The organism is Streptomyces sp. RLA123 (assembly GCF_056270165.1).
On record NZ_JBWDOR010000003.1, the window covers coordinates 3,862,149 to 3,874,176 of the forward strand.

Sequence of the window (12,028 nt, forward strand, 5' to 3'; positions counted from 1 at the left end):
TCAGGACAGGGCGAGCGCGCCGGTGTGGTAGATCGTGCCCGCGCAGGCCCCGGCGATGGTCGTGGTCACGACAGGCGACCCCGCGTCGGGCGTGTAGCTGAGCTGGACACTGGCGGCGGGGGCGCCGTCGGAGGGCGCGGAGTCCAGTGTCGTGGTCGTCTGGCCGGTGTCGCTGCCTGCCGGGGTCTCGCTGCCCGTGGCCGTGGGCGTCGGCGAGGACGGCGGGGCGGCGCAGCCGCTGATGTCCCCGCCCGCGGCCGGGACCCAGGCGAACTGGACCTCGTAACTCGCGCCGGCCTGGAGGACGAGCGGCTCGGGACCGGCGTCCGGCAGACCGCTGCCGTCACCCGCCACATGGTCGAGCACGCTGATCCGCGTGGAGTCGGCGGAACCCTGCGCGGTGGCGTTGACCACGCCGCCGCTGTCGATGGTGCAGGGGTTCGCGGAGACATTGGCCACCCGGAAGTGGCCGCTGATCCGCCCGGCGGCGTCGGCCGCCCCGGCCCAGCCGGCCGGGTTGCCGAGGTCGGTGGCGGTGCACGGCGGCGACGAGACGACCATGCCCTCGGACGGCGAGGTGGTGTGCGCGGTCGGATGGTCGCCCGGAGTGTCCGAGGTCCGGTGCTTGCCGCCGCTCCCCTGCGTGGGGTCGGTGACGACGCCTGTGGCGGGGACGGACGGCGTGTCGCCCTTCTTGCCGTCGGTGGAGTTCCCGCCCTCGGTGGCGCCGGCCGAGGAGGTGCCGGCGGCGGCCACGGGGTTGGGGTTGTCCCAGCCGGACGGGTCCGCTGCGTGCAGCACGGCCGGTACGGCCGCCACCGCGAGCAGGCCCGCGGCCGCTGTTCCGACCAGCAGCTGGCGCCGGTGCGCGCGCCGCGTGGGCACGGCCCTGCGCAGGTGTGCCAGCGTCTCGGGGCCGGGCTGGATGTCCTGCACGGCGTCGCGCAGCATCCTGCGCAGCGCGAGTTCGTCCGGGCTCAGATCCGGCTCGGCCTCCGCGCGCGCGTTCTCGCCCGCGGCGGGGGTCACGTCGGGTACCTCGGGTTGCCCGGGCGTGCTGCCGCCCGTCGCCTTCTCCGGGGTCGCGGGGTGCTGCGGGCTCTGCGGGTTCTGCGGGTCCATACCCTCTGGGGTGTTCGGTTCGGTCATGCCGTGGCCTCCATCGCGACGCGGAGCGCCGCGATGCCGCGCGAGCCGTACGCCTTCACGGACCCTATGGAAATACCGAGGGTCTCGGCCACCTGAGCTTCGGTCATATCGGCGAAATAGCGCAGTACGAGAACCTCGCGCTGACGGCGCTGCAGGGTGCGCAGCGCGGCCTTGAGCTCGTCGCGCTCCAGAATCGCGTAGGCGCCCTCTTCGGCGCTCGCCATGTCGGGCATGGGCTTGGAAAGCAGCCGGAGGCCCAGGATGCGGCGGCGCAGCGCGGAGCGCGAGAGGTTGACGACGGTCTGGCGGAGGTAGGCGAGGGTCTTCTCCGGTTCACGGACCCGCTTGCGGGCGGAGTGGACGCGGATGAAGGCCTCCTGGACGACGTCCTCGCACGAGGCGGTGTCGTCCAGCAGAAGCGCGGCAAGCCCCAACAGGGACCGGTAGTGCGCCCGGTAGGTCTCGGTGAGGTGGTCGACGGTGGTCCCGGCCGACATCGCGCCGTCAGCGTCCCCCCGGTCGCGACCCGAGGGGGACTGCACGACGGGCCAGGGCGCGATCACCGGCATGCCGCCGACCACGCCGGACGGCCGCCGGACGTATGGTCGCGCCGGAGCCGCGCCGCGCCCGAGGAGCGCTGTTTCGATGCCGAGTGCCTCTGCCACGACTGTTGGACACACGTCCCCCCGTCAGGGTTGTGCAGTCCGGGCACCGTTTTTGATGGCGCCGCGCATATCCCCATGCGTACCAACTATTCCTCAATGCCCTTTTCAGCCCGGCGCTGTTGCGCCGTGCAGCACATCAGGCCCGCGCGCTGACACAAGGACGCGCCCCGCGCACCGCCCGGTTGCAGAACACGGGCAGCTCAAATTCTCTGGTGCTTACAGGCTTCCTTCAAGCGATCCGGACCACCTTTTTGATCACATGATCGATACTCGCCGGTAGGCAGGGCACGGCAGTTCGGAACCCGATACGGCGGGTCACCGCCGGTCATGACACGACCGCCGGCCCGCCCGGGAGCGGGCGGACCGGCGGTCGTGGAACAAAGCGGGTGAGAGGTGATGCAGGAAGCGGGAACGGAATCCCCGGCGCCTCAGCGGCCGGTGCCGCCGTAGACGACCGCCTCGTCGCTCTCGGTGTCCAGGCCGAAGGCCGTGTGCACCGCGCGCACGGCCTCGTTGACGTCATCGGCCCGGGTGACCACCGAGATGCGGATCTCGGAGGTCGAGATGAGCTCGATGTTGACGCCCGCGTTGGACAGCGCCTCGAAGAACTGCGCCGTGACACCGGGGTTGGTCTTCATGCCCGCGCCGACGAGCGAGATCTTGGCGATCTGGTCGTCGTAGCGCAGCGCCTCGAAGCCGATGCCGGCCTGCGTACGCTTCAGTGCCTCGATCGCCCTCGGGCCGTCGCTCTTGGGCAGGGTGAAGGAGATGTCGGTCAGGCCGGTGGAGGCCGCCGACACGTTCTGCACCACCATGTCGATGTTGATCTCGGCGTCCGCGATCGAACGGAAGATCACCGCAGCCTCGCCCGGCTTGTCGGGCACACCGACGACCGTCACCTTGGCCTCGGAAGTGTCGTGCGCGACACCGGAGATGATCGCGTGCTCCATGCCCTTGGCGTCCTCTCGCGGCTCGTTGCTGACCCAGGTGCCCTGGAGGCCGGAGAACGACGACCGGACATGGATCGGGATGTTGTATCGGCGGGCGTACTCCACACAGCGGTGGAGCAGCACCTTGGAACCGGAACTGGCGAGTTCCAGCATGTCCTCGGAGGAGATCCAGTCGATCTTCCGCGCCTTCTTCACCACGCGCGGGTCGGCGGTGAACACGCCGTCCACGTCGGTGTAGATCTCGCAGACCTCGGCGTGGAGGGCGGCCGCCAGCGCGACGGCCGTGGTGTCGGAACCGCCGCGCCCCAGCGTCGTGATGTCCTTGCTGTCCTGGGACACGCCCTGGAAGCCGGCGACGATGGCGATGTTGCCCTGGTCCAGGGCGGTGCGGATGCGGCCCGGCGTGACGTCGATGATGCGGGCCTTGTTGTGGACGGAGTCGGTGATGACACCCGCCTGGCTGCCGGTGAACGACTGCGCCTCGTGTCCGAGGTTCTTGATCGCCATCGCCAGCAGCGCCATGGAGATCCGCTCTCCGGCGGTCAGCAGCATGTCGAACTCGCGACCGGAGGGCATCGGAGATACCCGCTCGGCGAGCTCGATCAACTCGTCCGTCGTGTCACCCATCGCCGAGACCACGACGACCACTTGGTGGCCGGTCTTCTTGGCATCGACGATCCGCTTGGCGACGCGCTTGATGCCGTCGGCATCCGCAACGGAGGAGCCGCCGTACTTCTGCACGACAAGGCCCACGTGCGCTCCTCAAATCTGTTACTGCGTTCGGCTCAGTTTATCGAGCAGGCCGGGATCGACCCCTTACCACCACATGCTGAGACGTCCGGCTCACTCAGCGGACCACTTGCCCAAGGCCCCGCCGCGGTAATCGCGCCACACGCCGTGCTCCATATCACTGCGCCCGGCGTACGCCCTGGTGAACGGGGCCGACAGCCGGCGGTCCCAACGGCGGAACGTCACTTCCCCGGGCCCAGCCCCAGCGGTTTGGCGATCTCGGCGGCCATGACACGGCCCGCCTCGTCCGCGAGCCGGTCGTCGTCGTCCGCACCCGCGTCCGTGTCCAGGCCGTCCAGCGCGTCCAGCGGGCTGTCCAGCCGGACATGCGCCACCAGCGACTGCAGGGCGCGCAGTGACGCCGAGGCGGTCGGACCCCAGTTGGACAGGTATGAGAACTGCCACCACCACAGCGCCTCGGTGATCCGGCCGGCCCGGAAGTGCGCCAGGCCGTGGCTGAGGTCGGTCACCACGTCCGCGAGGTCGTCGGAGATCCGGCAGGCGACCGGCGTGCTGCGCGGCACATACGGGTCGAAGACCTCGGAGTAGACGTCGATCGGCTCCAGCAGCACCGCGAGCCGCTCGCGCAGCTCGTCGGCGTCCGGCTCCGGCCCGAGGTCCGGTTCGTAGCGCTCGTCCGGGACGATGTCCTCGTGCGCGCCGAGCCGGCCGCCGGCCAGCAGCAACTGCGAGACCTCCAGCAGGAGATAGGGCACCGCGCTGTCCGGGTCGTCGCCCTTGGCGACCTCCCGCACCGAGAGGATGAAGCTCTCGATCTGGTCCACGATCGAGGACGCGAAGTCGTCGGGGTCAAGGGCGTTGTCAGACATCAAGCAGCCGCCTTCCTTCAAAGGCCCGGCCGAGCGTGACCTCGTCGGCGTATTCCAAGTCGCCCCCGACCGGCAGGCCGCTGGCGAGACGGGTGACCTTCAGTCCCATCGGTTTGACCATGCGCGCGAGATACGTGGCCGTGGCCTCGCCCTCGAGATTGGGGTCGGTGGCGAGGATCAGCTCGGTGACGGCGCCGTCCGCGAGGCGCGCGAGCAGTTCCCTGATCCGCAGATCGTCGGGGCCGACGCCCTCGATCGGGCTGATCGCGCCGCCGAGCACGTGGTAGCGGCCGCGGAACTCCCGGGTGCGCTCGACGGCGACCACGTCCTTGGGCTCCTCGACCACGCAGATGACCGTGGTGTCGCGGCGCGGGTCGCGGCACACCCGGCACTGGTCGGCCTCGGCGACATTGCCGCAGACCACGCAGAACCGCACCTTCGCCTTGACCTCGCTCAGCGCGTGCGCGAGCCGGCGGACGTCGGCGGGATCGGCCTGGAGGATGTGGAAGGCGATCCGCTGCGCGCTCTTCGGACCTACGCCGGGCAGCCTGCCCAGCTCGTCGATCAGGTCCTGAACCACGCCCTCGTACACGCTGTGCCCTCTTCGTCGCTCGGACGGTCCGGAAAACCCGGGGCCGTCAGAAAGGAAGGCCGGGGATGCCCCCGAGCCCCTGGGCGAGCGGGCCGAGCTTGCGCTGCTGCAGCTCCTGCGCGCTCGCGTTCGCGTTCTGCACGGCGGCGACGACCAGATCGGCCAGCGTCTCCGTGTCCTCAGGATCGACCGCCTTCGGGTCGATGACCAGACCCCGGAGTTCACCGGCACCGGTCACGGTCGCCTTCACCAGGCCGCCGCCCGCGGTGCCCTCCACCTCGGTCTCGGCGAGCTCCTGCTGGGCCGCCGCGAGGTTCTCCTGCATCTTCTGGGCCTGCTTGAGCAGCTGCTGCATGTTCGGCTGACCACCACCGGGGATCACGGTCTCGCTCCTGCCTCACGACAACGGTTGTGCGGGTAGGGCGAGCCTACGTGCTCGGGCGCCCGCTCGCGCTACCCGTAGCCAGGAACGACCGACACGCGTCGGCCGTTCCGGCCGGAAGGACCGGAGAGGGCCGGTCGTTGACCGTCGCCGGCCGGTCACCGACCGGTGACCGGTCGGTGACCGGTCAGCCGTTGGCGATCTCTTCGATCACGGTGGCCCCCAGTTCCCGCACGATCAGGTCGTGGCCGCTCAGGGCCGTCTCGTCCAGATCCGGGTCGTCGTCCTCGGGCATGTCGTACTCGACCGGGGGCGGCTCGTCGGCCATCGGCGCGTGCGTGGCGGCGGACGCGCCACCGGTCATCGTCGACGCCCCCACCGCGGCACGCGCGGCGGCGGCCCTGCCCGTGCCGGGCGACGCGGCCTGCGGGGCCGGGGCGGCGGGAGCGGCCGACTGGGGCTGCTGATAGGGCTGTTGGGGCTGAGGCTGGTGCGGTTGTTGTGACGGCTGCGGCGGCTGGGGTTGCTGCGGTGCGGCGGGAGCGGGGCCCTGGGGGTGTCCCGGGCCGGGCCGGGAGCCACCGCCGAAGCCGCCCGAGGAACCGCCGCCCGGGCCCCCGGGGCTGACGATCGCCTCGATGCGCCACTGGACCCCCAGCGCGTCGGTGATCGCCTGCTGGAGGACGTCCTCGTGACCGCGGTTGACGAAGCTGTCGCGGGCGCCGGGGTTGTCGAAGCCGATCTGGAGCGTGGAGCCGTCGAAGCCGACGAGGCGGGCGTTCTGCTCCAGCAGTATCCAGGTGACCCGGCGCCGGTTCTTGACGGCCTCCAGGATGTCCGGCCACATCTGGCGGACCCGGGAGGGATCGCCGACGGCTGCCCCGGCGGCAGGGGCGACGGCGGCAGGGGCCGACGCCGCGGGGGCCTGGGGTGGCGGCGGGGGCGCCGGTGAGGCCGCGCCGGGCCAGGCGCCGGGGCGCTGGCCGCCACCGGGGGCGGCGGCGCTCGGCCAGGCACCCGGGCGGGGGGCGGCGGGGGCGACCGGGCCGGGGGCCGGTTCCGCGGGGGCGGGAGCGGAGGCTTGCGCGGGAGCGGGAGCGGGGGCCTGCGCAGGGGCGGGGGCAGCAGGGGGAGCGGCCGGCTCGTCCAGGGGACGCGCCGGGGCGTTCATCGCCGCGCGGGCCGCCGCACGGCCACCACCCGGGGGCAGCGGCTCGCCGAACTCCACGACCGGGGCGGCAGGGCCGCCCGCAGGCGCCGCGAAGCCGCCCGCCGAGGCGCGCCGCTCCAGCCGGTCCAGGCGTGCCTGCACCGACCGTTCGTCGTCGTACGCCGCGGGCAGCAGCACCCGCGCGCAGATGAGTTCCAACTGGAGTCGCGGCGAGGTCGCCCCGCGCATCTCGGTGAGCCCGGTGTTGACCAGGTCGGCGGCACGGCTCAGTTCGGCCGCGCCGAAGACGCCGGCCTGCGCGCGCATCCGCTCCAGGACGTCGGCGGGAGCGTCGATCAGGCCCTTCTCCACCGCGTCCGGCACCGCCGCCAGGATCACCAGGTCCCGCAGCCGCTCCAGCAGGTCGGCCACGAAGCGGCGCGGGTCGTGCCCGCCCTCGATGACTCGGTCCACGATCTCGAACGCCGACGCGCCGTCCCCGGCGGCGAAGGCGTCCACCACGTCGTCCAGGAGCGCGGCGTCGGTGTACCCCAGCAGCGAGGTCGCCATGGCGTAGGTCACACCGGCCTCGCCCGCCCCCGCGAGCAACTGGTCCATCACCGACATCGAGTCACGCACCGAGCCGGCCCCGGCCCGCACCACCAGCGGATACACCCCGGCCTCGACCGGGATCGCCTCGCGCTCGCAGACCTCCGCCAGGTAGTCGCGGAGCGTCCCCGGGGGGACCAGCCGGAACGGGTAGTGGTGCGTGCGCGAGCGGATCGTGCCGATGACCTTCTCGGGCTCCGTCGTCGCGAAGATGAACTTCAGGTGCTCCGGCGGCTCCTCGACCACCTTCAGCAGGGCGTTGAAGCCCGCCGGGGTGACCATGTGCGCCTCGTCGATGATGTAGATCTTGTACCGGCTGCCGGCCGGCCCGAAGAACGCCTTCTCGCGCAGGTCGCGGGCGTCGTCCACACCGCCGTGCGACGCCGCGTCGATCTCGATCACATCGATCGACCCCGGGCCGTTGCGCGCCAGGTCGAGGCAGGACCGGCACTCCCCGCACGGCGTCGGCGTCGGGCCCTTCTCGCAGTTCAGGCAGCGCGCCAGAATGCGCGCGCTGGTCGTCTTCCCGCAGCCGCGCGGCCCGCTGAAGAGGTACGCGTGATTGACCCGGTTGTTCCGCAGCGCCTGCTGCAACGGGTCGGTGACGTGCTCCTGCCCGATGACCTCGGCGAAGGTCTCGGGGCGATAGCGGCGGTACAGAGCGAGGGACACGCCTACGACGATATCCGCCCCCGCCGACACACGGGCCCCGCCCATGTGACGGACCCCACACGGGCCGCCCTCCGGGGCCAACGCAAAGACCCCTCACGCACCCGCCAGAGCCCACCTACCCTTGCTGCCTTCCGGCCCTGGGGGAGTTCAGCGAGATAGCGCCACGTGAGGGGCTGCACCCAGCCTACCCGATCCGATCACCCCCGGATGCACACCGACCCTCCGCGGGAACGAGTTCGCGAGCACTGCCTCCGATCTAGTAATGTTTGCCGCGGAGGATTCGCCTAGTGGCCTAGGGCGCACGCTTGGAAAGCGTGTTGGGGGCAACCCCTCACGAGTTCGAATCTCGTATCCTCCGCCAGTGCCTCACCGGGCACGTTGTCGAAGGGCCCCACCGGTCGCGGTGGGGCCCTTCGTGGTTCTCCGTCTCAGTTGGGTTCCGGCGTGCCCCCATCACCCGCCAATCCGGCGGGCAATGGGGGCGGATGCGCGGGCGTCAGTTCGAGACGGGCACTGCCGGGGACGGCGCCCTCACCGATCACGTACCGGGTTCCCTCGCTGTCCTCGGCGTGGAGGACAAGGGCGTCCCGGAGTTTCGTCGGACGGAGCGCAGTCGCCCGCGAGCATGTGGTCGCCCTCGCGGGCCGCCCACCGCCGATCGCTGGCCGGCGAACGCGGCGGCCGATCGGCGCTCCGGCAGGTGCCGGAAAACGCCTGGCGCGGGTCGTCGCCGGCCCCGACACTGCAACCGGGAACGGGAGCGTGAGTGCTTCCCCTTGGTCCTCACCCTGCGCCTGGTCGGCGACGACACGGTGCCAGTCCGCGCCCCAGCGAGCGAGTTCGGAGCCTCGATCACGTACGACCGTGACGCGTTCGTCCGATGCCGACTGCACGTTCTCGCCGGACCGACGAGTCGGTTCGGCGACTACGAACCCGAGAACGACGACTTCAACGCGGCGCTCTCCGCCTACTACCAGGGACTCGATGCGGCGCTGGAGCAGCGCTTCGGTGCCGCACTGGACGTGAGCAGGGCCGCGGACGTCGGCACGCGTGTGCTCTTGATGCTGTTCGGCAGCACCGCCCGGTCCTACCTCGGCATCCAGACTCCCTGGTCCGGATACCTCGAGGCCGGGCTGCTCGTCCGGCGACTGGAGGAGACCGGCCCGAGCGGCGAGCGGATCCTCGAGGCGAGCCGCCGCATCGAGGATGCCGCGGCGGTCTCACGCGCCGCCCACCTGGAGATCCTGGACACGATCGCCCGCCAGGTCCTCGGCGGCCGTTCTGACGCGGTCTTCACGTCCGCCGACCTCCTCGCGGCCGGCTTCGACGACACCCGCAGGCCCCGGGCGTCCTGACCCTGAGGTGCCGGCGCGGCGCCTCGGCCGATCCGCGACGGCAGGCACCGGCCCTCCGCCGCGGCTCCCGGCGGATCCCCCGGGCGCGAGCCAAGGCCGTGCCGGAACGACACGGGCTCCCGGGGGAGCGTCCCGGCTCAGCGCCGCACATGCATGTCGGGCTGACCCGCAAGGGACGGCACCGCAGCACCGCAGCGCCGGTGCGATGGACCTGGTCGTCGCGGCGGCCGCGGAGCTCCAAGGGCTGCCCCTCCTGCACCGTGACCGGGGTGCCCGGACGCCGGGAGACAGGCCCGCCCGGTGCGCCCGCACCGGGCACGTCAGGACGGGGTCGCCGGGACCGGGAGGTCCTGGGTCTCCAGGCTGATGAGCTGGTCCGGGGTGGGGGCGGGGAGCTCGGCGACGCGCTGGGCCTGGCGCTCGGTCATCTCCTGGAACATCTGCCGGGCGGAGCGGCCGTTGCCGAAGCCCTCGCCGCGCGGCAGGCGCTCGAAGAGCAGGGCGAGTTCGGCGCGGGCGGTGGGGGTCAGCTCGTACTGGTGCTCCTCGGCCTGGTGCTCGACGATCGAGACCAGTTCGGCGGCGTCGTAGTCCTCGAAGAGCAGGGTGCGGCCGAATCGGGAGGACAGGCCCGGGTTGGAGCTGATGAAGCGGTCCATGTCGCCGGGGTAGCCGGCGGCGATGACGACGACGTCGTCGCGGTGGTCCTCCATCAGCTTGACCAGGGTGGCCACGGCCTCGGTGCCGAAGTCGTTGCCGGCGGCGAGCGGGGCCAGGGAGTACGCCTCGTCGATGAACAGGACGCCGCCGAGCGCCCGGGTGAAGGCGGCGGTGGTCTTCGGCCCGGTGTGGCCGACGTACTCGCCGACCAGGGCGGTGCGGTCGACCTCGATGAGGTGGCCGCGGCGCAGCAGGCCGAGCGCCTTGAGGAGCCGGCCGTAGAGCCGGGCGACCGTGGTCTTGCCGGTTCCGGGGTTGCCCGCGAAGACCAGGTGGCGGCTGAGCGGCGGGGCGGGCAGGCCGGCCTCCTCGCGGCGGCGGACCGTCTGCATGAGCTTGACCAGCGAGCCGACGTCGCGCTTGACACGGTCCAGGCCGACGAGGGCGTGGAGTTCGCCGAGCAGGTCCTCCAAGTGCTCCTCCGGTACGTCCTGGTCGTCGGCGGCCCCCGCGGGGCGCGGCTCACCGGGCGGCGTGGCGGCGGAGCCCTGCCGGGAGGCGGGGGCGGGCGCGCCGAAGGTCAGCGGGACGCCGTCGGCCGTGCAGTCCTCCAGCCGCGGGGCGGCGCCCTCGTCCGTGCCGAGGGCCTCCGCGCAGTCCCGGGTCCGGCACTGCCGGAACAGGGGGTCGGCGGACGCGCCGACGTGCAGGGCGGGGAATCCGGAGCCGGTCACGTCGATGCCGGTGAAGGTGCCGCCCGCGCCGTCGGCGAGGAAGACGCCGTTCTTGGCGGGTCCGCTGATCCGCAGGTCGGTGACGGTGGGCCGGGCGCCGGTCCACACGACGACCCCGGAGCCGCCGCAGTCCTCCACCGATCCGCCGTCGACCGTGGCGTCGGCGCCCTTGTCGACGACGACGCCCGCCGCGCCCGCCCCGGTGATCCGGATACCGGTGAGGACGGCGGTGCCGCCGGACGCGATCTGGACGCCGATCTCCTTGGTGCCGGTCACGGTGGTGCGCTCCACCCGGGTGCCGGTGGCCGAGCCCACGCCGATGCCGGTCGACGCGCCGTCGATCCGGCAGCCGGTGACCGTGGCGGTGGCCTGCTCGGCCACGGCGATGCCGGTCATGGCGACATCGCGGATGCCGCAGTCGGCGAGTTCCACGCGTGCCTCCCCCGCGGCGTGGACGCCGTGCTCGGAGCCGCCGCGCACCAGGCAGTCGGCGAGGTGGCCGGTGGCGGTCCCGGACGCGTGCACGGCGCTGAAGGCGCTGCCGTCGATCCGGCAGTCCGCGAGGCGGGCGGTGGCGACGCCGCTGAGCAGCACCCCGTTGGCGCCCGCGTCGGCCACCGCGCAGCCGGTGGCCTTGAGCTGGGCCTTGTCCTGCACGGCGAGCCCGACGGAGGCGGCCCCGCGGATACGGCAGTCGGTCAGTTCCGCGCGTGCGGATCCGGTGAGGTGCACACCGGCCGCACCGGGCGACTCGATGCGCAGTTCGCCCGCCGTCGCCTCGGAGCCGTCCTCCAGCAGCAGCCCGGCCCGGCCGGTCCCGGTCAGCGTGGAGTCGGCGAGCCGCAGCCGCGCGTTGCCGCGCAGCCGGATGCCGGAGCCCGTGGTGCGGCCCAGGCGCAGCCGTACGGCGTCGAGCCGGGCCGTTCCCGACAGGACGATGCCGGTACCGTCCACGCCCGTGATGGCGGTGTCCTCCACCTGCGCGCGGACCCCTCCGGCGAGGTAGAGGCCCGCCAGCCGGGCGCCCTCCAGACGGCAGCGCCGCAGCATCACGGCCGTCGTGCCGGCCTCCTCGTCGTCCGGGCCGCGGACCTGGATCCGGCCGCCCTCGACGGCGCAGTCCTCCATCACCAGCCCGGCACCGGGCTGCACCGCGACCGCAGGGGCGCCCTCGTCGGAACCCCACACGGTCACGCCGTGCAGGGCGCAGTCGGAGCCGTCGACGGTGAGCGCGGGCTGGTCGCCGGACGGCGCGGCCAGTACGACGCTGCCCCGGCCGTGCTCCGCCGTCAGCACGACCGCGCGGTCGAGCACCACGGCCTCGGTCCAGGTGCCGGGGGCGATCACCACCAGATCGCCGGGGGCGGCGGCCCGCACCGCGTCGGCGATCCGGTGGAAGGCACCCTTGCCGCCCTGTCCTTTGGGGGCCACGGTGTGACGCGTCATGTCCGGATCCTTCACTGGCTCTGCTGCTGGTCCTGCCGGCGCCGC

General features: G+C 72.6%; 9 protein-coding genes, 1 tRNA gene and 1 other RNA gene. 2 read left to right on the forward strand and 9 right to left on the reverse strand.

The features are described from left to right. From RV983_RS17570 to ffs, 8 genes are all read right to left on the reverse strand, one after another. Entirely contained in the window at positions 1-1,149 is a 1,149-nt protein-coding gene (locus RV983_RS17570) for a hypothetical protein (protein WP_475986716.1), read from the reverse strand. After that, positions 1,146-1,814 carry a SigE family RNA polymerase sigma factor gene (locus RV983_RS17575; RefSeq protein ID WP_475986717.1) on the reverse strand — a complete coding sequence of 223 codons (669 nt, stop codon included), beginning with the start codon at positions 1,812-1,814 and terminating at the stop codon, positions 1,146-1,148. The genes RV983_RS17570 and RV983_RS17575 overlap by 4 nt, the downstream gene beginning before the upstream one ends. Positions 1,815-2,242: 428 nt before the next feature. After that, complete coding sequence (locus RV983_RS17580) at positions 2,243-3,517, reverse strand: aspartate kinase (RefSeq protein WP_475986718.1); 1,275 nt, start codon at positions 3,515-3,517, stop codon at positions 2,243-2,245. Positions 3,518-3,735: 218 nt separating this feature from the next. Next, on the reverse strand, positions 3,736-4,383 hold the full coding sequence (locus tag RV983_RS17585; protein ID WP_475986719.1) for a DUF5063 domain-containing protein: 648 nt from the start codon (positions 4,381-4,383) through the stop codon (positions 3,736-3,738). Beyond that, on the reverse strand, positions 4,376-4,975 hold the full coding sequence (recR, locus tag RV983_RS17590; protein ID WP_475986720.1) for a recombination mediator RecR: 600 nt from the start codon (positions 4,973-4,975) through the stop codon (positions 4,376-4,378). The genes RV983_RS17585 and recR overlap by 8 nt, the downstream gene beginning before the upstream one ends. A 46-nt stretch (positions 4,976-5,021) precedes the next feature. Next, a complete protein-coding gene (locus RV983_RS17595; RefSeq protein WP_319663863.1) occupies positions 5,022-5,357 on the reverse strand; it encodes a YbaB/EbfC family nucleoid-associated protein in 336 nt (111 codons plus the stop codon). Between the two features lie 187 nt (positions 5,358-5,544). Further along, positions 5,545-7,788: a DNA polymerase III subunit gamma and tau gene (locus RV983_RS17600; protein ID WP_475986721.1), complete on the reverse strand. Its 2,244-nt coding sequence runs from the start codon at positions 7,786-7,788 to the stop codon at positions 5,545-5,547. Positions 7,789-7,869: 81 nt separating this feature from the next. Next, positions 7,870-7,966, reverse strand: an RNA gene (ffs, locus tag RV983_RS17605) — signal recognition particle sRNA small type. A gap of 95 nt (positions 7,967-8,061) precedes the next feature. Here ffs and RV983_RS17610 point away from each other — a divergent pair. Together RV983_RS17610 and RV983_RS17615 are read left to right on the forward strand one after the other, a co-directional pair. Continuing rightward, positions 8,062-8,149 (forward strand) — tRNA-Ser (locus RV983_RS17610). Between the two features lie 415 nt (positions 8,150-8,564). Beyond that, positions 8,565-9,143: a hypothetical protein gene (locus RV983_RS17615; protein ID WP_475986722.1), complete on the forward strand. Its 579-nt coding sequence runs from the start codon at positions 8,565-8,567 to the stop codon at positions 9,141-9,143. Between the two features lie 320 nt (positions 9,144-9,463). Here the strand turns inward: RV983_RS17615 and RV983_RS17620 are convergent, their stop codons facing one another. Continuing rightward, positions 9,464-11,983 carry a right-handed parallel beta-helix repeat-containing protein gene (locus tag RV983_RS17620; protein ID WP_475986723.1) on the reverse strand — a complete coding sequence of 840 codons (2,520 nt, stop codon included), beginning with the start codon at positions 11,981-11,983 and terminating at the stop codon, positions 9,464-9,466. Between the last annotated feature and the right edge of the window lie 45 nt (positions 11,984-12,028).